At 39.7% G+C, this 21,507-nt stretch carries 18 protein-coding genes and 1 riboswitch; of the genes, 13 read left to right on the top strand and 5 right to left on the bottom strand.

Annotation, left to right across the window (positions count from 1 at the left end):
• The first annotated feature begins 98 nt into the window (after positions 1 to 98).
• The 3 genes from FGD67_RS20220 (at position 99) to recQ (ending at position 3,770) form a co-directional block, all read left to right on the top strand.
• Entirely contained in the window at positions 99 to 1,040 is a 942-nt protein-coding gene (locus FGD67_RS20220) for an AraC family transcriptional regulator (protein WP_257172821.1), read from the top strand.
• Positions 1,041 to 1,350: 310 nt separating this feature from the next.
• On the top strand, positions 1,351 to 1,647 hold the full coding sequence (locus FGD67_RS20215) for a 2OG-Fe(II) oxygenase (RefSeq protein ID WP_257172820.1): 297 nt from the start codon (positions 1,351 to 1,353) through the stop codon (positions 1,645 to 1,647).
• A gap of 326 nt (positions 1,648 to 1,973) precedes the next feature.
• The gene (gene recQ / locus FGD67_RS20210) at positions 1,974 to 3,770 is read left to right on the top strand and encodes a DNA helicase RecQ (RefSeq protein WP_257172819.1); all 1,797 of its coding nucleotides are present in this window, start codon (positions 1,974 to 1,976) and stop codon (positions 3,768 to 3,770) included.
• 245 nt (positions 3,771 to 4,015) lie between these two features.
• Here recQ and FGD67_RS20205 read toward each other — a convergent pair whose 3' ends face one another.
• The 4 genes from FGD67_RS20205 to FGD67_RS20190 form a co-directional block, all read right to left on the bottom strand.
• Complete coding sequence (locus FGD67_RS20205) at positions 4,016 to 4,849, bottom strand: sensor histidine kinase (RefSeq protein WP_257175177.1); 834 nt, start codon at positions 4,847 to 4,849, stop codon at positions 4,016 to 4,018.
• Positions 4,850 to 5,187: 338 nt separating this feature from the next.
• Positions 5,188 to 6,015: a TIGR04219 family outer membrane beta-barrel protein gene (locus tag FGD67_RS20200; protein ID WP_257172818.1), complete on the bottom strand. Its 828-nt coding sequence runs from the start codon at positions 6,013 to 6,015 to the stop codon at positions 5,188 to 5,190.
• 281 nt (positions 6,016 to 6,296) lie between these two features.
• Complete coding sequence (locus tag FGD67_RS20195; protein WP_257172817.1) at positions 6,297 to 6,704, bottom strand: GFA family protein; 408 nt, start codon at positions 6,702 to 6,704, stop codon at positions 6,297 to 6,299.
• Between the two features lie 135 nt (positions 6,705 to 6,839).
• Positions 6,840 to 8,024 carry an acetyl-CoA C-acyltransferase gene (locus FGD67_RS20190; protein ID WP_257172816.1) on the bottom strand — a complete coding sequence of 395 codons (1,185 nt, stop codon included), beginning with the start codon at positions 8,022 to 8,024 and terminating at the stop codon, positions 6,840 to 6,842.
• Positions 8,025 to 8,342: 318 nt separating this feature from the next.
• Between FGD67_RS20190 and FGD67_RS20185 the strand changes: the two genes are divergently transcribed.
• The 10 genes from FGD67_RS20185 to FGD67_RS20140 all read left to right on the top strand — a co-directional run bounded on the left by FGD67_RS20185 (position 8,343) and on the right by FGD67_RS20140 (position 19,309).
• Positions 8,343 to 8,735, top strand: coding sequence for a MerR family DNA-binding transcriptional regulator (locus FGD67_RS20185; RefSeq protein WP_257172815.1), 393 nt, complete (start codon positions 8,343 to 8,345; stop codon positions 8,733 to 8,735).
• Between the two features lie 77 nt (positions 8,736 to 8,812).
• A complete protein-coding gene (locus FGD67_RS20180; protein WP_257172813.1) occupies positions 8,813 to 9,982 on the top strand; it encodes an isovaleryl-CoA dehydrogenase in 1,170 nt (389 codons plus the stop codon).
• 270 nt (positions 9,983 to 10,252) lie between these two features.
• Positions 10,253 to 11,860 (top strand): carboxyl transferase domain-containing protein, encoded by a 1,608-nt coding sequence (locus FGD67_RS20175; RefSeq protein ID WP_257172812.1) that lies wholly within the window; start codon positions 10,253 to 10,255, stop codon positions 11,858 to 11,860.
• A 13-nt stretch (positions 11,861 to 11,873) separates the two neighbouring features.
• On the top strand, positions 11,874 to 12,740 hold the full coding sequence (locus FGD67_RS20170) for an enoyl-CoA hydratase/isomerase family protein (protein ID WP_257172811.1): 867 nt from the start codon (positions 11,874 to 11,876) through the stop codon (positions 12,738 to 12,740).
• A 4-nt stretch (positions 12,741 to 12,744) separates the two neighbouring features.
• Positions 12,745 to 14,757 (top strand): acetyl/propionyl/methylcrotonyl-CoA carboxylase subunit alpha, encoded by a 2,013-nt coding sequence (locus FGD67_RS20165; RefSeq protein ID WP_257172810.1) that lies wholly within the window; start codon positions 12,745 to 12,747, stop codon positions 14,755 to 14,757.
• Positions 14,757 to 15,674, top strand: a complete 918-nt coding sequence (locus tag FGD67_RS20160; protein WP_257172808.1) for a hydroxymethylglutaryl-CoA lyase — start codon at positions 14,757 to 14,759, stop codon at positions 15,672 to 15,674. The genes FGD67_RS20165 and FGD67_RS20160 overlap by 1 nt, the downstream gene beginning before the upstream one ends.
• A gap of 125 nt (positions 15,675 to 15,799) precedes the next feature.
• Positions 15,800 to 16,504: a CoA transferase subunit A gene (locus FGD67_RS20155; RefSeq protein WP_257172807.1), complete on the top strand. Its 705-nt coding sequence runs from the start codon at positions 15,800 to 15,802 to the stop codon at positions 16,502 to 16,504.
• Between the two features lie 16 nt (positions 16,505 to 16,520).
• Entirely contained in the window at positions 16,521 to 17,177 is a 657-nt protein-coding gene (locus tag FGD67_RS20150; RefSeq protein ID WP_257172806.1) for a 3-oxoacid CoA-transferase subunit B, read from the top strand.
• 242 nt (positions 17,178 to 17,419) lie between these two features.
• Positions 17,420 to 17,518, top strand: a riboswitch (cyclic di-GMP riboswitch).
• Between the two features lie 65 nt (positions 17,519 to 17,583).
• A complete protein-coding gene (locus FGD67_RS20145) occupies positions 17,584 to 17,943 on the top strand; it encodes a DUF3718 domain-containing protein (protein ID WP_257172805.1) in 360 nt (119 codons plus the stop codon).
• Between the two features lie 214 nt (positions 17,944 to 18,157).
• Positions 18,158 to 19,309 (top strand): patatin-like phospholipase family protein, encoded by a 1,152-nt coding sequence (locus FGD67_RS20140; RefSeq protein ID WP_257172804.1) that lies wholly within the window; start codon positions 18,158 to 18,160, stop codon positions 19,307 to 19,309.
• 84 nt (positions 19,310 to 19,393) lie between these two features.
• Here FGD67_RS20140 and FGD67_RS20135 read toward each other — a convergent pair whose 3' ends face one another.
• Positions 19,394 to 21,361 carry a cation:proton antiporter gene (locus tag FGD67_RS20135; protein WP_257172803.1) on the bottom strand — a complete coding sequence of 656 codons (1,968 nt, stop codon included), beginning with the start codon at positions 21,359 to 21,361 and terminating at the stop codon, positions 19,394 to 19,396.
• Positions 21,362 to 21,507: the final 146 nt, after the last annotated feature.

The raw sequence follows: 21,507 nt of genomic DNA, 5'->3' as shown, positions 1-21,507 counted from the left end.
CACACTAAAAATGTAATGAACATTGATTTTATTGTTAATTTAATGGACTATATTGTGATTAGACCACTCAATAAAAATATAAAACAACTTAGGATAAAATGTTAAATAGCACATTAAAAAATCCCGCTGATATTCGCTTGTTTATTCCGGTATTTTTATTGAAAAAATTATCAAAACATCGCTTAACCGATGGCTTGTATCCCATATCGCTCGGCATAACGCAAGCCAATAACAATTACAAACTTCAGCAAATGAATAGCCATTGCCACAGCTTGATCTACTGTTTGTCTGGATCGGGTAAATTAGCGTATCAAGGGAAGGAAAGAGTCATAAAACGTGGCGATCTTGTTATTATCAACCCCAACACACCGTTTACTTTTACGTTGAGTAAAACGAAAAAATCCTCGAAGCAACTTAGTCATGGTGAAAAACAATTAAATAGTCGTGACAACAAAAATACAGACAATATTGTTTACTGGATCAACTTCACCGGTACGCTAGCACAAGATTTTGCAGAGCGATTATTAATGAAGATGGATAATGGTGTGGCACATGTGGGGGTGTTAAAAAATATTGTCAGCGATTTCGATCATTTATTGGCGCTAGGCGCACGTGGCTACACGGCAACAAATGTCATCCATGCCGTACATATTTTGCAACAAGCTTTGAGTTTTCTCGCCCTACAGTTACGTTTAACCATGTTTAATAATAGCTCCAGCTTTGATCTAGAAGCGGTAGAAGCTTTAATGCGCAACAGTTTGCATCAAGAATTAAGCTTAGACACGCTAGCCCATTATAGTCAGCTATCAAAATTTCATTTTGCGAAAAAATTCAAAGAGCTAACCGACAGCTCTCCTATTCAACACTTTATCAATATGAAAATTCAACATGCTTGTTCGCAACTTGATAACAGTGACATTGCTATTAAAGATATTGCTAGTGGACTTGGCTACAGCGACCCGTATTATTTTTCTAGGCTATTCAAAAAATTAGTCGGTATATCACCAAAACAATATCGTGATTCTCGTCATAGTTCATAAAGACTTCTATTGCTAGCGACTGACAATGGTTACCGATAAGATTGCAGAGCTTGGTTGTAGAGCTTGCAAATAGACGGATCTATCCCAACATACTAAGCACTGATGCGTGTTACCAATAATTAATGGCTAGTCTTAATTTTTACCGTATTTTATTCAGAGTCGATACCTATATCCAAACCACTTGCTGAATCCCGCATCTTCAAGTGGCTTGGGTATACATCTAACGATTTACCTCTAGTTGTCTTCAGATAATAACTTACAGTTACAACAGACAAAAAATAATGAAAGCGACAATAATGGCAAAAATAAAATGGCAAAAGTAACAAATAAAGCAATTTTTAGTAGTAGAGTTTTCTCTATCAATTATGTCACCTATCCGACTAACCATAGCGTGATGAAGCATAGCGACCCTGTACAACAAGGCCGATATTACAAACTTAATTTTGTCTTAGTACAGCCCAAATCTGGTGGTGTTTTTGAATGCTCGAACTGTATTATAAATTTATTTGATCGGGTTTATTTATTTCGTCCGGATAAGTACGAGCACAGTGTCTCAAAAATTGAATCCGGTAAACGGGTGCTATTGAGTTTTGCCCTGAATATATAGCTAATCTTAACTTTTATTTACTCGCTATTAGTTCTGCACTAACGCTAATTAACTCAGAATCACTAAAATAGTTAATCAAACACTCAATAATGTTATCAATTATTAAGACTTACTTGCTAACATTCTCATCCAGTACTTTATAGTGAAGACAGTACTAGGTAAAATGGCTGATTAGTCTACTCACGTTATATTATAAAGTTATTTAGCTTTAATTTTTAACCGTTCATTTGAGGCTAGAAACTTAATTAACGGCTAGTTTTATTAATGTTACTTAATTTCTGCTCTTGAGTTTCACTGACTTGTCTCTCGCTTAAAAGGAACGCAATTTGGATATCAACACGGCAAAATCAGTTTTACAAAATATTTTTGGTTACGCTGATTTTCGGCATCAACAAGCGAAAATAATTAGTGAATTAATCCAAGGAAATGACGTTTTTACGCTTATGCCAACCGGTGGTGGAAAGTCATTATGCTATCAAATACCGGCGATAGTGCGTGATGGCGTTGGTATTGTAGTGTCACCGCTTATCGCATTAATGAAAGATCAAGTTGATGCTTTGAACTTACAAGGTGTAAAAGCAGAGTTTTTAAACTCATCACAAGACCATGAAGAACAAAATCGTGTAGAACAGCTCATAAAATCAGGTAACGTCGATTTATTGTACGTAGCGCCAGAAAGATTATTAAGTGATTATTTTCTTAGTCTTATTGATAATATCACTATTGCACTATTTGCCTTTGATGAAGCGCACTGTGTTTCACAATGGGGTCACGATTTTAGGCCTGAATATCAACAACTTTCTATTATCAGTCATCGATATCCCCACACACCTAAAATTGCCTTAACAGCAACCGCAGATATGAGAACCCGAGACGAAATTGTTCAGGTATTAAATTTAAATGCTGCTAAAATTTTCGTCCATAGTTTTGACAGACCTAATATTCAATATCGTATTAGTGAACAAAAGAATAGCAAAGAACAGCTATTAAAGTTTATCAATGCCGAGCATAACAACGACGCAGGTATCGTTTATTGTCTTTCAAGAAAGTCAGTTGAAACCACCGCACAATGGCTATCTGAACACGGAAAAGTAGCTTTGCCTTATCATGCGGGTTTAGCTAACCATGTTAAAGATAACAACCAACAACGCTTCCTCAGAGAAGACGGCATTATCATTGTTGCTACCATAGCCTTTGGTATGGGTATTGATAAGCCCGATGTTAGGTTTGTCGCGCATTTAAACTTACCTAAAAGTATCGAAGCCTACTATCAAGAGACCGGGCGTGCAGGCCGTGATGGCATGCCAGCAAATACTTGGTTAGCTTATGGTATGCAAGATGTCATTAAACTTAAGCAAATGAACAGTCAAAGCAATGGCAATGAACAGTTCAAGTTTATTACTCAACGAAAAATAGATGCTCTGCTAGGTTATTGCGAAGTGAGTGATTGTCGTCGACAAGTGCTACTACACTATTTCGGTGAAACGTTAGCACAGCCTTGTGGAAATTGTGATAATTGCTTGAATCCGCCAGTGACCTGGGATGGCACAGCTGCCGCTAGAAAAGCACTTTCTACCGTTTACAGAACAGGTCAAAGGTTTGGTGTTGGCCATCAAATTGATGTACTGCTCGGTAAAACAACCGCTAAAATTACTAACTTAAATCACCAGCTACTTTCTACTTTTGGTATTGGTAATGAGCATACAGCCGCTGAATGGCAAACGGTTTTCAGACAACTCATTTCAATGGGTTATTTAGCGGTTGAAATGGACTATGGCGCTTTAAAATTAACGGAAAAATCTCGACCGTTATTAAAAGGTGAATGTGCTATACAGCTTAAGGTACAAAAATATAGTAAAGCAAAACCGACGCGAAAATCGAAACAAGCTAACGATAGTCATTTATCTGCACAAGAAGAAGCCATATTTGAACAGCTTAAACAGCAGCGGGCATTATGGGCAAAAGAAAGAAATGTCCCATCATTTGTTGTTTTTCATGATGCTACCTTGATGGATATCGCCAAATTAAATCCCAAAAATGCAGAGCAGCTGTTAGACATTAATGGTATTGGTAAAACAAAGCTTGAGCTTTATGGGACAAAGATTATGGCGTTATTAAACTAGCCCAAATAGCACTATTATTGATATGGGAGCTGAGTTTTTAATTTAGTGTTTGGGTGCGTTACTTAAGTCAATGTTTAGCAGCATTGATCTAACATTACTAATGAAAGCTTACATTTAAGATAAGCGTTCATAATGTCGATACCTATGTTACTAGCTACTGCTGTTTTGTTGTATACCCAAAACACTTGGGTATATAAGCTCATACTTACTTAGCGATGTTGCCAACTTTAGTATGATTAAAACAGTTATGCTCGGGCTGAAAAAGCAATGACTTTAGGCAGTATTATCCTAAACTTACTTCCTTGTTCAAGCACACTAGTCATATCAATTGAGCCTTGCAGACTTTCTGTCATAATATTGCGGCTAATACTTAAGCCAAGCCCCGTATTACCTTCACTTCGATTAGTTGTAAAAAATGGGTCAAAAAGAGCCTCTATATTTTTTTGCTCGACCCCGACACCGTTGTCTTGAATAAAAACATGCACGTTATCATTTGCTTCATTAATTTTTACCGTGATGAGCTTATTATCATTAACAACATCTTTAGGAAAAGCATGAATTGAAGCATTAGTGATCAAATTAGATAACACTTGAGCTAATTTACTCGTGCATGTGGTGATAATAATGGGCTGCTCAGGTAGTTCTAACTTCACTGAAATTGATTTTTTATTTAACATCGGCATCAAACTATTGATCAATTCATGAATCCATGTCGAGAGCATAAACTCTCGAATATCATCAGTACTTCTATCGACCGCTACCTCTTTAAAACTGTGTACCAACTCAGCAGCCCGATGTAAATTAAAATTCATCGCTTTAACTGAAGATAAAATTGTCGTGAAACCAGCGCTTAAATCCTCTTTAAATAGGGTGCTATTATTTAATTTTTCATGCAACTTATAGGAAGTTTCTTCAACCACTGAAGCTCCCAAAATAGCAACGCCCAATGGCGAGTTAATTTCATGCGCCACTCCAGCAACGAGTAAACCCAATGCAGCCATTTTTTCTTTAGCAATAATTTCTTTTTGTGTTAGCTCTAACTGTTTCAGAGCTGTACTTAAAGAAGAAGTACGCTTCATCAGCTTCAAGAACAATATCCCATTTATCGTTAGCTGTGCTCGTGATAGCTTTAGTGAAACCCTGTAAGCCTGTGACCAAGAATTACGCATGACTCATATTAAATATACTCGCAATTTGCGTTAAAATACCTTTAAAAATTAACAAGGACAGTCACTCTAAATATTTAGAGTGACTGTCCTTTTTGCGTGGTTTATGGGTACTATTGCTTGCACTTCTTAAAAGGCTAAAGGGGAATAAAAAGGGTCAGAGCCGTTTTAAGTCTTAAAAAAAAGAATTACAAGACCCCAACTTTAAAAATTTCATTAGTTTTTATAGCGCTATGAAAAATAATTAATCTTTAGAAGTGTGCAATCATGCTGATAAAAACACCTTTAATTTCAGAGTCGCTAAATAAATCCTCTGAACTTTTAAATTCCATTTTCACGGTTCTATACCCGAAGGTCACGTTAAAATCTATCATCTGGCTGTCAATTAAATCGTACATTAAGCCAACTTGATAGTCAGAAATTGTACGGTCACCTTTCAATAAAAAATCACCTTGGGCAAATACACTGAGCCCGGTTAGCGGCAAGCCAATATTGGAGGCAATATAGAGCATAGGCTCAATATCGTTAGTTTTTATTTCATTTGTAAAAATATCGTTACGTGTAAATGTATAAGGGTTACCAAATATATCACTCCAATCATTAACCGTCGTAATATCCTCAGTAACCGTGATAGCACCATCAAAATTCCTGGCAGTTAAACCTAAGTCTAATGAAAAGGAACGATTATCTAATAATTGATAATATAACGTGTAATCGACATAACCGACATTGAAACGGGTCTCAACATCGCTATCAATACGAGTTTCATGAACGATTTGAGACGTACCTTCAGTGAAGCTGAACTCTTTCGTTGAATTAGTTTGGCTGCTGGTATCAAAATTAGTATACGAAATGCGTAAATTTGGTAGCAAAGGAAAAGGGTGCTCAACGGCAACAAAGAAACTACTTTGTTGTTCATTTTTATAGTTAAAATCAATTAGTGCACTTTCTTTACCAAACCCTCCAGTGAATTCACTTTGCCAGATTTGGCCGCCTAGATATAAACCTACAGTATCTGCTTGTACGCTAGCCGTAAAAAGTGCAGCAAGCGTTGCTACAAAAGCATTTTTAAACATCATACTATCATCCTTGTTTACGCATTGTGACTATATAAATGGGTTAGTATACGGTAAGCCAAATTAAGAAAATCTAGCACCTAAATAACAACTTTAAAATCAAATTATTATGGATCGACTGGTACAAATAAACTTCAGATTTTAATAATGAAGTAAAAAGAGAACCACCTATATTTTAGACGATCTTAACCAATATTAACTAAACACCTACCCTTTAATAAAAAATTTATAGATTAAAATCAATAAGATAAAAAACAAAATTTTTGTATTTCTTGGCTAGATGATTACTTCCGATTAGGCTCAAATAAATCATACTTTGGTAACTTAGCATCTAATTCTTCCCAGTTTGCTTTTGACGAAACAAAGTTATGAGAAATAGGTCGTTCAATAATATCAGAATCTAAAATTCCCAGTCTTATCCGGTAACGAGAGGGATCTTGTTCATTAGAACTATAAACAGGTGAACCGCAGCGAGCACAAAAGTGTCGATTTCTACCCGGTTTGAAAGAGAATTGACTTAAATTATCTTTACCTAATGTAATTTCAAAATCAGTCACATTGATGAATCCATTAGTTGCAAAGGCAGTTCCACTATTTTTTCTACATAAAGAACAATGGCAGTGAATAATATCGCTGATTTCACCTGTGATTTTTATTTCGATTTCACCACACAAACATTTTCCAATATACATAGTTCAATATTACTCCGGTTCTCTAATACTCTAAATAAGCATAAATTGAGCGTTGATATAACAAGCACAATACCCCTTTAAACGCTTGGATCAAAAAAGCCCACATCATTGTGGGCTTCAACTTAAATGATTGTCTTACATCATTTCAATTGCGATCGCCGTCGCTTCACCACCACCAATACATAACGATGCTAGGCCTTTACTTAAGCCTCTATTCTTCAAGGCGTGAATTAATGTCACCATAATACGTGCGCCACTAGCACCTAACGGATGACCTAGTGCACAAGCACCACCGTTAACATTCACTTTTTCAACATCTAAGTCTAATGCTTTAATACCTAACATAGTTACCATGGCAAAGGCTTCGTTGATTTCAAATAAATCAACGTCTGCTGCTGTCCAGTTAGCTTTCGCTAAAACTTTTTGCATAGCGCCTACTGGGGCGACGGTAAATTCTGCAGGTTTTTGCGAATTAGTTGCATGTGCAACAATTTTACAGAGTGGTGTTAAACCACGTTTTTTTGCTTCTGATAACTTCATCATAACTAATGCCGCGGCGCCATCAGAGATTGAGCTTGAGTTAGCGGCAGTAATAGTACCGTCTTTTTTAAAGGCTGGACGCAAGCTAGGAATTTTATCCGGACGTGCATTACCTGGCTGCTCATCAATATCGAAAACCGAATCACCACGACGAGATTTAATCGTTACTGGCGCTATCTCATTAACGAATGCACCACTAGCTATCGCGGCATTGGCACGTTCTAAAGAACGAATCGCGTAAGCATCCATATCTTCACGGCTAAATGCTGACTGATCAGCAGTTTCTTGTGCGAAACAACCCATGGCAACACCGTCATAAGCATTTTCAAGACCATCTGTCATCATATGATCAAGTACTTGACCGTGCCCCATTTTAATACCTGAACGCCCTTTAGGTAATAAATGCGGCGCATTGGTCATACTTTCCATGCCACCAGCAATAGCGATATCAATTGAACCTGCTAATAATGCATCATGTGCTTGCATTGCCGCTTTCATACCTGAGCCACAAACTTTATTAATTGTGGTACAAGCCGTAGAAAGATCTAAGTCGGCTTCTAATGCAGCTTGGCGTGCAGGTGCTTGCTTTAAGCCAGCAGGCAATACACAACCCATGATCACTTCATCTACTTGATCATTGGATAAATTTGCCGCTTGCATAGCACCACGAATAGCCGTGGCCCCTAAAGTGGTAGCACTAACTGCTGATAAACCGCCCATAAAACCACCCATAGGGGTACGTTTAGCAGCAACAATAACGATAGGATCTTGAGTTGACATAAGGCTCTCCGACAATGTGTTGTTCGACATAACTCGATATTTGTTAGATAAATGAAGACAAACATCGATAAGAATTGCGCAACAGATTACCCCATATTTTGCTTTACGCCAACGTAAACTTTATGGTTCTTTAGTCTTACAAGATAAATTTTTCGCTAAATTGACCACCATTCTTTACAGCAGCATAAGCAATTAACTCTTCACGTATGACTCAGTTATTTGAAAATGACATAACCTCGCACTGGCACTTTACGTTAACGTAAACTTATTGTAAGGTATCCAATAGATGAAAAAGCGAGTTAACTGTGAGTGATAACAATGAGCAATAAGAATCCAGTCACCTACTCTATTGGCGAATTAGCCCGAGAATTTGACATTACTACCCGCAGTATACGTTTTTATGAAGATCAAGGCTTGATACTGCCAACTCGTAAAGGTCAAACAAGAATTTATAACCAAAGAGACAGAGTTCGACTAAAGTTAATTCTGCGTGGTAAACGCTTAGGGTTTTCATTAGCAGAAACCGGTCGTTTGTTTGAACTTTATGATGCTGACAAATCAAGTGCGACACAATTGAAAACCATTATGGATTTAATTTCTACTAAGAAAAATGATTTAAATCAGCAACTAGAAGATATACAAGCGGTATTGATTGAGTTGACGGGCTTAGAAAAGAACTGTCAAAACGCATTGGCGTCTATCGATACATAAACAATGAATAAAAAATTAACAGCTAACGCATTGAAGTAAACGCGTTAACACGACCAATAATTATTAAAGGTACTACTATGATTTCTACTTTCTCATCAATGAATTTTAACTTAGGCGAAACGGTTGACATGATCCGCGATACCGTCAACGCATTTGCTCGTGACGAAATTGCGCCGCGTGCAGCACAAATAGATATTGATAATGAATTTCCTAACGACTTATGGCGCAAGTTTGGCGACTTAGGTTTATTAGGTATGACAGTAGATGAACAATATGGTGGTTCTGGTTTAGGTTACTTAGAGCATATGGTTGCTATGCAAGAAATTTCACGTGCATCTGCCTCTGTAGGCTTAAGTTACGGTGCTATGTCTAACCTATGTTTAAACCAGTTAAACAAAAATGGTAGCCATGAACAAAAAGCTAAATACTTACCAAAGCTTTGTACGGGCGAACATATTGGTGCATTGGCGATGTCTGAGCCAAATGCCGGTTCTGATGTTGTTAGCATGAAGCTTTCGGCTAAAAAACAGGGCGACAAATACATTCTTAATGGCAACAAAATGTGGATCACCAATGGTCCTGACGCCAACGTATTTATTATCTATGCCAAAACCGATACCAGTGCTGGCTCTAAAGGTATTACTGCCTTTATCGTTGAACGCGATTACCCTGGTTTTTCTCGTCATCAAAAACTCGACAAATTAGGGATGCGTGGCTCTAATACTTGTGAATTAGTTTTCCAAGATTGTGAAGTACCTGCCGCAAATATTTTAGGTGAAGAAGGCAAAGGTGTTCGCGTATTAATGTCTGGTTTAGATTACGAACGTTTAGTGCTAACCGGCGGTCCGTTAGGCATTATGGATGCCTGTATGGATTTAGTTGTGCCCTACATTCACGACAGAAAGCAATTTGGTCAAGCTATTGGCGAATTTCAATTAATTCAAGGTAAAGTTGCTGATATGTACACGCAAATGAATGCAGCAAAATCTTATGCTTATTTATGTGCCATGGCAGCCGATCGCGGTGAAACCACGCGTAAAGATGCCGCCGGTGTTATTTTATATTCAGCAGAACTTGCAACAAAAATGGCACTAGATGCGATTCAGTTACTTGGCGGTAACGGTTATATCAACGAATTTCCTGCGGGCCGTTTATTACGTGATGCTAAGTTATATGAAATTGGTGCCGGTACCTCAGAAATTCGTCGTATGCTGATAGGTCGTGAACTATTTAACGAATCAGTTTAATTTAACTTTCTCTCATTGCCAATGAGCGCGATTTCTTCGTCATAAATACACATAGGCAACTATGCTTAGTATTTTTTCCTTGAACGCGCGCCATTGGCTTCGAGAAAAGTCGAATGATTCAAAGGTAACGATCATAAAGATTACCCCCAGTGACTATTACTATTGAAAACGATTAACAACACGTAAGTAGTGCAATCGAACAATATCAATGTGCATTGTTAACTCAAAGACGCTAACGAAGTAAAAGTACAACAAACAGAAGGTTATACCGTGGCTAAGATAATATCGAAAATTAATCCCCGCAGCCCTGAGTTCATCGAAAATGCTGCTCATATGCAACTGCAAGTTGATGACTTAAAAGTTAAACTCGAAGAAATAAAGCTTGGTGGCGGTGAGCGCAGTCGCGAACGTCACTTATCGCGCGGCAAGTTACTGCCAAGAGATCGTGTTTATGCCCTACTCGACTCTGGCTCTGCATTTCTAGAGTTATCACAATTAGCCGCTTATGAGGTATATGACGATAACGTTCCTGCCGCCGGTATTATCACCGGTATTGGCCGCGTAGGTGGCCAAGAATGTATTATTGTTGCTAACGATGCGACCGTTAAAGGTGGTACTTATTATCCACTTACCGTTAAAAAGCATTTACGTGCCCAAACCATCGCGCAAGAAAACAACTTACCTTGTATCTACTTAGTTGATTCAGGCGGTGCCAATCTTCCGAATCAAGACGATGTTTTTCCTGATAGAGAACATTTTGGTCGTATTTTTTTCAATCAAGCCAATATGTCAGCGCAAAGCATTCCGCAAATAGCGGTTGTTATGGGCTCATGTACCGCAGGTGGCGCTTACGTTCCTGCCATGGCCGATGAATCAATTATTGTTAAAGAACAAGGCACTATCTTCCTTGCAGGCCCGCCATTAGTTAAAGCCGCGACCGGTGAAGTGGTGAGTGCTGAAGATTTAGGCGGCGCAGACGTACATTGTCGCACCTCTGGTGTGGCTGATCACATGGCACAAAATGATCACCATGCATTAGAAATTGCGCGTAGTGCGATTGGTAATTTAAATCGTCTTAAGCCAGTGCAAATGGCCATTAAAGCAGTGGCTGAGCCTACATATGCCACAGAAGAAGTTTACGGTATCGTACCAAAAGACGCTCGTCAGCCTTTCGATGTGCGTGAAATTATCGCTCGCGTGGTTGATGGCAGTGAATTCGACGAATTTAAAGCCTTATACGGCACAACTTTAGTCTGTGGTTTTGCACATATCTACGGTTACCCTGTCGGTATTGTTGCTAACAATGGGATATTATTCGGTGAATCAGCGCAAAAAGGCGCTCATTTTATCGAACTTTGTGCACAACGAAAAATTCCACTGGTATTTTTACAAAACATCACCGGTTTTATGGTCGGTCAACAATATGAAGCCGGTGGTATCGCAAAACACGGCGCTAAAATGGTCACTGCGGTTGCCACCGCACAAGTACCAAAATTCACTATTTTAATTGGTGGTAGCTTTGGTGCCGGTAACTACGGCATGTGTGGTCGAGCTTATGATCCTCGCTTCTTATTTATGTGGCCAAATTCACGTATCTCTGTGATGGGTGGCGAACAAGCCGCCGGCGTATTAGCACAAGTAAAACGTGACCAAAAAGAAAAACGTGGTGAGCAATGGAGCGAGCAAGAAGAAGCTGACTTTAAACAACCGATTATTGATGACTACGAACATCAAGGTCACCCTTATTATGCTTCAGCCCGTTTATGGGATGATGGCGTAATTGACCCCGCAGATACACGTCAAGTGCTTGGCTTAGCTATTTCGGCATCATTAAACAAACCGATTGAAGAGACCAAGTTTGGTCTGTTTAGAATGTAGAGGTAAGTTGACGATGTTTACACCCAGACATATAAAAAGTCCAAGCGAAAAAGTCTTGTTTGATGTTGATAGTAACGGCGTAGCAACCGTTACCATGAACAACCCTGATAAGCATAATGCCTTTGATGACACGATTATTGCTGCCTTAAGTCAGCTATTTAATGATATTGCTCAATGTGATGACATCAAGGTGATGGTGCTTGCGTCAACCGGAAAAAGCTTCTCTGCTGGTGCTGATTTAGGCTGGATGAAGCGTATGGCCTCTTATTCTTATCAAGAGAATTTATCTGATGCAAACGCGCTCGCCCAAATGTTAAAAAATCTTAACTTTTTACCACAACCTACCATAGCCAAAGTACAAGGTGCAGCGTTTGGTGGTGCAGTCGGTTTAGCCAGTTGTTGTGACATTGTATTGGCCAGCGAAAAAGCTAGCTTTTGTTTAAGTGAAGTTAAATTAGGGTTAATTCCAGCCACCATTAGCCCGTATGTAGTGAATGCCATTGGTCAAAAAGCCAGTCGACGTTATTTCCAAACTGCTGAGCGATTCTTTGCTGATAAAGCCCAACAGTTAGGGTTAGTTGACGAAATACTACCAGTGGCAGACTTGGACGCTGCAGTGGAGAAAATGACACAAACATTACTCGCAAATGGCCCGTTAGCGGTGCGCCAAGCTAAGCAATTAGCACTTGATGTCGCTTATCAAGATATCGATGAAACACTGATTGATATGACCAGTGAACGTATTGCGGCAATCCGCGTATCAAGCGAAGGTCAAGAAGGCTTAACGGCATTTTTCGAGAAACGCCAACCTACTTGGCAAGCTGCATTAACGCCACAAAACGTTTCACAAAAAAAATTATTAAATAAAGGCGAAGGATAAACTCATGTTTACTAAAATACTAATTGCCAACCGCGGCGAAATTGCTTGTCGTGTTATTAAAACGGCTCGTAAAATGGGCATTTTAACTGTCGCTGTTTATTCTGATGCTGATGCTGACGCTTTACATGTCAATATGGCTGATGAAGCTATTCATATTGGCGGCTCGCCTTCTCGTGAAAGTTACTTGTTATCTGAAAAAGTCATCGAAGCGGCTAAACGTACAGGCGCACAGGCTATTCATCCAGGTTACGGTTTTCTTTCAGAAAATGCCGGTTTCTGTCGCATGTGTGCGGCTGAAGGTATTACCTTTATTGGTCCTCCAGTTGCCGCAATTGAAGCCATGGGCTCAAAATCTGCTGCTAAGAACATAATGGAAGCTGCTCAAGTACCCCTTGTGCCTGGCTACCACGGTGATGACCAATCAGAAGCCGTTATTAAAAAAGCTGCTGACGATATGGGTTACCCAGTTTTACTAAAAGCGACCGCTGGTGGCGGTGGTAAAGGTATGCGTCAAGTATGGAGTGAGGATGAATTTTCGGAAGGCTTCGCTGCGGCTAAACGTGAAGCTAAATCTTCATTCGGCGACGATACTATGTTGGTTGAAAAGTACTTAACACAACCACGCCATGTTGAAATTCAAGTATTTTGCGATAATCACCAAAATGCCGTTTACCTTTTTGAGCGCGATTGTTCTGTACAACGCCGTCATCAAAAGGTAATTGAAGAAGCTCCAGCCTTTAGCATGAGTGAAGAACTTCGCGCTAAAATGGGTGAGTCCGCGATAAAATCTGCTCAAGCCATTGGTTATCAAGGTGCAGGTACGGTTGAATTTTTACTTGATATTGACGGCTCATTTTACTTTATGGAAATGAACACCCGTCTACAAGTAGAACACCCTGTTACTGAATTAATTACTGGCCAAGACTTGGTTGAATGGCAACTACGCGTAGCTGCTGGTGAAGTTTTACCTAAAGCACAACATGAACTAAAAATTACTGGTCATGCGTTTGAAGCTCGCATTTATGCTGAAGACCCAAATAATGACTTTTTACCTGCAACCGGTACCTTAGATTTCTTACAACCGCCGGTAGAAAGTGAGTTTGTTCGTGTTGATACTGGTGTTCGCCAAGGCGACGAAGTGAGCGTGTTTTACGATCCGATGATTGCTAAGTTAATTGTTTGGGATGAAAACCGTGAAAAAGCTTTGCAGCGCATGGCAAAAGCGTTATCTGAATATCGTATCAGTGGTGTTACCACCAACATTGATTTTCTCTACAACTTGGCGACCTCGGCGCCGTTTGTTAACGCCGATATCGACACCGGTTTTATTGAGAAAAACCAAGCGATTATTTTCCATGAAAGTGAACAAGTGTTAGCTGGCGAGTTACCAATGGCAGCATTATATTTAGTATTGTCGCAAGCACATCAAGCACAGCTTAACGCGGCGAAAAATAATGACCCGTTTTCACCTTGGAACATGACTAATGCTTGGCGCTTAAACGAGGCCAGCATTCATCATATGGTATTGGCGCATAATGGCAGCGAATATCCAATTATTGTCGAGCAAAAGCGTCAAGGTAGCGGCAGTTACTATTTGATCACTGTTGATGGACAAACGGTAGATTGCCAAGGTCGCATCGATAAAGATACCTTATATGTCAGCATTGACGGTTACCGCAGTCATGCAACCATCGCAAAAAATGGCACACAAATTAGCCTTTATCATCAAAATGGTGTTTTTAACTTCACGCATATTTTACCTGATTGTGGTGACAACAGTAGCGATGATAATCATGGCGGTTTAGTCGCACCAATGAACGGCACTATGGTCGCGGTATTAGTCAAGGCAGGCGATACCGTCACTGCAGATCAACCGCTGATGATCATGGAAGCGATGAAAATGGAGCACACTATTCGTGCGCCAAGTAATGGCGTTGTCGATACAATTTACTATAACGAAGGTGATATGGTTGACGGTGGTGCTGAATTAATTGCCTTTAGTGCCGAGGAAGCATAATGACTAACCTAGCAAACTCTTTATTGCCTACTCAGGTAAAAATTGTTGAAGTAGGACCACGGGATGGCCTGCAAAACGAGAAAGTACAGATTAGTGCTGAAGACAAAATAGCTTTAATTGAGCAGCTGGCTGATGCTGGTGTCAACTATATTGAAAGCGGTAGCTTTGTTTCACCTAAATGGGTGCCACAAATGGCTACGTCTAGCGATGTTTTCAATGGTATTAAACGCAAAGAAGGTGTTACGTACGCAGCATTAACTCCTAATATGAAAGGCTTTGAGGCGGCAATGGCAGTTAATGTCAATGAAGTTGCAATTTTTGGCGCCGCATCCGAAGCTTTCAGTCAGAAAAATATTAATTGTTCAATCGAAGAAAGCTTACAACGCTTTGAACCGATAATGCAGGCAGCAAAAGCAGCAAACATTCGGGTACGCGGTTATGTTTCATGCGTTGTTGGTTGTCCATATGATGGTTTTATTGAACCTGAGCAAGTGGCTATGGTTGCAGAGAAACTCTACAACATGGGCTGTTACGAAATATCGTTAGGTGACACGATTGGTGTTGGCACTCCGACGAGCGTAGCTAAAATGATCCAAGCGGTAAACACACGTGTGCCGATGAATAAATTAGCGGTACACTTTCACGATACGTATGGCCAAGCGTTAACAAACATTTACACGGCATTACAAGCCGGTGTTATGGTGGTCGATAGTGCTATTGCAGGTTTAGGTGGATGCCCATATGCTAAAGGTGCATCAGGTAATGTTGCCACCGAAGACGTTTTATATCTGCTTAATGGTTTAGGTATAGATACCGGTATTGATTTTGACAAGCTATTGGCCGCAGGTTGGTTTATTAGTGACAAATTGGGTAAAGCGCCAGTATCGAAAGTGTCAACGGCATACCGTGCTAAATAGATTAAATTAAAAACGGAGCTTAGCGATATCGCTAAGCTCTGATATAAAAACATAAGTAAAAATAAAAGTAGCTATTAAAGTAGCGCTAAAAGTAACAATAAAAACTTATCAATGAGGAATAAACAATGGCAGGATTTGACAAGGTAGTGTCAAGCTATGAAGAAGCGATGGCGGGTCTTGAAGACAATATGACGGTAATTGCTGGTGGTTTTGGATTATGTGGCATTCCAGAAAACTTAATTAGTGAAATTAAACGTAAAGGCACTAAAGGCTTAACTGTAGTTTCAAATAACTGTGGCGTTGATGATTTCGGCCTAGGTATTCTACTTCCTGATCGTCAAATCAAAAAAATCATTGCCTCGTATGTTGGCGAAAATGCAGAATTCGAACGTCAAATGATGAACGGTGAACTTGAAGTTGAATTAACCCCTCAAGGTACATTAGCCGAAAAAATGCGTGCTGGTGGTGCTGGAATTCCTGCTTTCTATACTGCCACAGGTTACGGCACCCCCGTTGCTGAAGGTAAAGAAGAGCGTGAATTCGATGGTAGACATTACATTTTAGAGCCAGCAATTAAAGGCGACTTTGCCATTGTCAAAGCATGGAAAGCCGACCGTTACGGTAATTTAGTGTTTAGAAAAACGGCGCGTAACTTTAACCCGTTAGCTGCAACGGCCGGTAAAATTACCGTGGTAGAAGTCGAAGAAATTGTTGAGCCAGGTGAGTTAGACCCTGATCACATTCATACCCCGGGTATTTATGTAAACCGCTTAATTTTAGGCACATTTGAAAAACGCATTGAGCAGCGCACTGTTCGCAGCGACGCATAGGCAAAAGGAGTAATTTATGGCTTTATCAAGAGAACAACTAGCACAACGCGTTGCACAAGAACTGCAAGATGGTTACTACGTTAATTTAGGTATCGGTATTCCAACCTTAGTAGCGAATTACGTGCCTAAAGGTATGGAAGTGATGTTGCAATCAGAAAATGGCCTGCTCGGCATGGGACAATTCCCTACTGAAGCTGAAATTGATGCTGACTTAATCAACGCTGGCAAACAAACCGTTACAATGGCAACTGGCGCGTCAATTTTTGACTCAGCTGAGTCTTTTGCCATGATCCGTGGCGGTCATGTTGATTTAACGGTATTAGGTGCTTTTGAAGTCGATGTTAACGGTAACATTGCATCATATATGATCCCGGGTAAGCTCATTAAAGGCATGGGCGGAGCCATGGATTTAGTGGCCGGTGCTGATAATATTATCGTGACCATGACCCATGCATCTAAACACGGTGTCTCTAAGTTACTCAGTGATTGCACTTTACCTTTAACTGGCAAAGGCTGCATTAAAAAAGTATTAACTGATTTGGCCTTTATCGAAATCAAAAACGGTAAATTTTACTTACTCGAACGTGCTCCAGGTGTATCGGTAGAAGAAATTATAGCATTAACAGAAGGTGAATTAGTTATTGAAGGTGAAATACCAGAAATGACCTTCTAAATTTTTCCAAGTTTTTAAGTGATATAATTAACTTAAGGGGCCCAGCCCCTTTTTGTCATTTATATTTTACATCCCTGCCACTATCACCTTTTAAATGACTTATGGGCACCCCAAACAAAACCGGTAACACATCAATCAAACCATTGTTTTTTAATGCTTTTATTTACAGTTCTTGTCTCTGTATTTTACGTTTAATCACAAATGGGTTGCAATTTACCACAGTTTTGGTAATACTGGAATTGACAAAGAAAAGGCAAGACACGCGAAAACGTGTTACGCAAAACCACCGGTCTAAGGGTTTATATACTACTATATTTATCTATGACAGCGGAGTTACCGTGTTATTAGGTACATCCTGTGGTTTTTTCTTTTACTAACTCTAATTGCATTATAAAAGGTTATTAAAATGAAAAAATTATTACTAGTTACTACCATTACTGCTTTAACTATGACGTCTATTGTAACCGCGCCGAAAGCGCAAGCCGCTGACATTGCACAAAGTGTATGTGAGTATGTTGCCGCTGACGACAAGAAGCGTATGCGTTCATTCTTAAAGTCGAATAAATTAAAAATTCGTAATATCTTTGATGGTATTCAGTGTAATGGGCAAAACTTGTTAGAATTTGCTGCTACTAGAGGTTCAATTGAAACCGGCTCTTTGATGATTAGTAAATTACCAAAGAAAACCGTTTCAGCTAACTTGGCACTTATTCAAAATGGATCGCAACCATTAATCGACGCTGCAAACGAACGCGTTAGCAGCTAGAACTTTATTTTCCAGTAGGCGTTTATACTTAGTGTAAGTTCAATGTTTTACTAGTTAATAATTCTTATGTCATTAAAAAGGCCAGCATTAGCTGGCCTTTTTTTCTCACTATTTACTATAACAACCAAAATTTTTTCATTTCAACTAGCTACCCTATCGAAAACTGATTAAAATCACGCCCAACAACAAAAATTTAATCCACTTGGTTCACTTAATGACAAATAAACGCAGCTATATTAACAGTAATAATGCCCTCGTATTAACTGGTGGTGGCGCGCGCGCAGCCTATCAGGTCGGGGTTTTATCTGCGATAGCTAAGTTTATGCCACGTAACCACGGTGTGCCTTTTCCCATTATTTGTGGTACTTCAGCTGGCGCTATCAACTCAACCGCACTAGCTTGTTATGCTTCATGTTTTCAATTGGCGGTTAAAAAATTAGAATGGGTATGGAAAAACCTCGACCCTGGCCGTATTTATCACAGTGATGCCATACGTGTATCTAGCCATTTGATTGCGGGCTTACTCGGCGGTTTTCAAGCCGATTATGCGAATAAGAGTGCGAGAAGTTTATTAAACAATGCGCCACTTAAACAACTATTAGAGACTGTAGTCGATTTTAATCGCATCGATACCAATATTCGGCGCGGCTACCTATCCGCAGTATCCGTAACAGCTTCAAGCTATACCAGTGGCGACTCTATTAGTTTCTTTCAATCTGAGGAGTCTATTTCCCCTTGGTTTAGATCTAAGCGTCGTGGTGAGCCAACACAGCTAAATAGTCAACATCTAATGGCATCAGCGGCTATTCCGTTAGTGTTTCCGTCGGTAAAAATAAGACGTAACCACTTAGGTGATGGCTCTGTTCATCAGTTATCTCCTTTAAGTCCTGCGATTCATTTAGGAGCGGAAAAAATATTTATTGTCGGTGTTGAGCAACCTAAAGATCCTATTCATGCAGTAGAAAACAATCCTCATCCCCCGACAACAGCCTCCATTGCTGGCCATTTACTGGATTCGGTTTTCTCTGATACCTTACAAAGTGATATTGAACGTATGGAGCGAGTTAATCATACCTTATCGTTAATTCCTGATGAGAATAAAAAAAATACCACAGGTTTAAAAAATATCGATTCTTATTTGCTCAACCCCAGTCACAACTTTAATAGCATTGCCGTTAAGTATTATGACAGATTACCACTGCCAATCCGATTACTTCTCCGTGGTATTGGTATTAGTAATGATGCCGAATCGAGTTTACTGAGCTATTTACTGTTTGAAAAAAATTACTGTAAAGAATTGATAAACCTTGGCTTCAATGATGCACTTGAGCAAGAAAATAAAATCCGTCAATTTCTCGATATCTGAGTTACATCAGGAAAAGGTCAATTAGCGCGCTGATTACCTCTTCGACCTGATAATATAAAAAATACTGTTCTGATTGTATAGATATTAATGGCCTTCTTGCACAAAACGCTCTGCGCGCTCTACTCGTCTTGGCTTACCACGTACAATCAAGGTGTCTTGTGGTTTTAGGATAGTACTACTGTCAGGCTCTTCAGTTTCAATATCATCTCGTCTTAATGCGACAACAACGACTCGGCGTTCATCAAGTTTTAATGAGCCAATTGAATAACCATTAGCAAAAGATTGCTCTGATAAAATAATAGCATGAGCAAATTCAATACGGTCAATAGCTTCAGGACTCATATCGGTATGTTCACCTTGAAAAAAGCCATGTAAATGATTGTAGTGATTTTTTCGCTCTTTTTGCACACGGCGAACTATTCTCGAAAAAGGCACCCCGGTTAACGACAATACTTGCGATACAAGCATTAAACTCCCTTCTAAGCTCTCAGGCACTACTTCATTGGCACCTGCAGCATGCAACTCGTCTAACTGATCATCATTACGCGTCCTAACTAAAATAGGCACATCTGGGGATAAAGAGCGTACCTTCTGAATAACATCAAGTGACTGCTTATCTTCGCCGAAAGCAATGACCACGAGTTTCGCTTGTGATAAATGCGCTGCATGAAGCAACTCTGCTTGCCGTGATGAGCCAAAAAGTACATTTTCACCGGCTTCGCGTGCTTTAGTTGTTCGTAATGGGTCGATATCGATAGCGACAAAATCGATTGACTCTTGTTTTAAAAATCGACTGACAGTTTGGCCAATCCGGCCAAAACCACAAATAATAACGTGATCACTTAATGATGTGCTGTTCGGTAACTGATCGAGACCTTGGGTATCGATAATTTCTTCTCGGCTAAGCCACAAGCCCCAGCTGCGGGCATGACTAATCATATAAGGCGTTATCGCCATACTCAGTACGCCAGTTCCCAACAGGATTGACGCCGTAGTCTCAGGTAAAATTTCAACTTGGCTAGCTAAAGCAATAAGTACAAAACCAAACTCACCCATTTGCGCTAACATAATACCTGCAGCCCAAGCATCTTTGGGTGACTCTCCGGCTCGCTTCGCCAACAACGTGATAACCAATACTTTCACGACCATAAAACATACTAGTAAAGAAATAATTATCAAAGGCGATGAAAACACCACTCCAATATTAAGCTTCATACCAACAGTAACAAAAAACAAACCCAATAAAATATCTCGATAGGGCCTAATATCGGCTTCAAGCTGATGCTTATACTGGCTTTCACCCAACATCATACCGGCTAAAAAGGCACCTAATGCCATCGAAAGGCCAAACCATTGTGTTAACGCTGACGCCACTAAAGTTACTAATAATGTTGTTAAAACAAATAGTTCATCAGTTCTCACTTGTGCCACTAAGTTAAATAACCTAGGTAATAGCCATTTACCTGCCAGTAGTAAAAGTGAAACAACAAACACCCCTTTCACCAAAGCAAAGAGCAGCGCTAAAATAAAAGATGAATCTCCGCCTTGGGCAAGTAAAGGGATAACGATTAATAGTGGTACTACCGCAACATCTTGAAATAACAAGACCGCAACAGAGAGCTGGCCGGATTTTTTCTTCATGCCGCCACTTTCACTGAGTTGCCGTATAACAATGGCGGTAGAAGAAAGTGCCAAAATGCCACCAATAGTTATTGCTGCAGCAAAGCTCTGCCCTAATAACATCGCAACGAGCATAAAAAGCACGAGGGAAATACCGACTTGTAAACTGCCGACGGTAACCACTAAATGCCGCATTGCCACAAGCTTAGGCAATGAAAATTCAAGTCCGAGGGTGAAAAGTAAAAAAACAATACCCAGTTCAGCAAAATGATCATAATCCACATGCTCTTGAGCTAAAGCTAAGCCATGCTCGCCCACTAACACTCCTGCCACTAAATAAGCCAATATCGCTGGCAATTGCAAACGACGGAAAAGCCAAACAATTAAAACGGCACTGGACAATATAGCGAGTAATTCAAGATGACTTGTCACATGTGTTCCTTACAAGATGGTAAAACGGGTAATTACAGACGATGATTAGCTAATACGCTTATTAAGAAATAAACGGAGTCACTTTAAGTGTAGCCTTGCAGTAGCCGTCTTGTCTAAATTATTTTCCTTAACTAGTAGAAAAACAT

Source organism: Colwellia sp. M166 (assembly GCF_024585285.1).
Taxonomy (GTDB): domain Bacteria; phylum Pseudomonadota; class Gammaproteobacteria; order Enterobacterales; family Alteromonadaceae; genus Cognaticolwellia.
The sequence above is the reverse complement of the archived record's forward strand: the minus strand, read 5'-3'. Positions and strand labels throughout refer to the sequence as shown.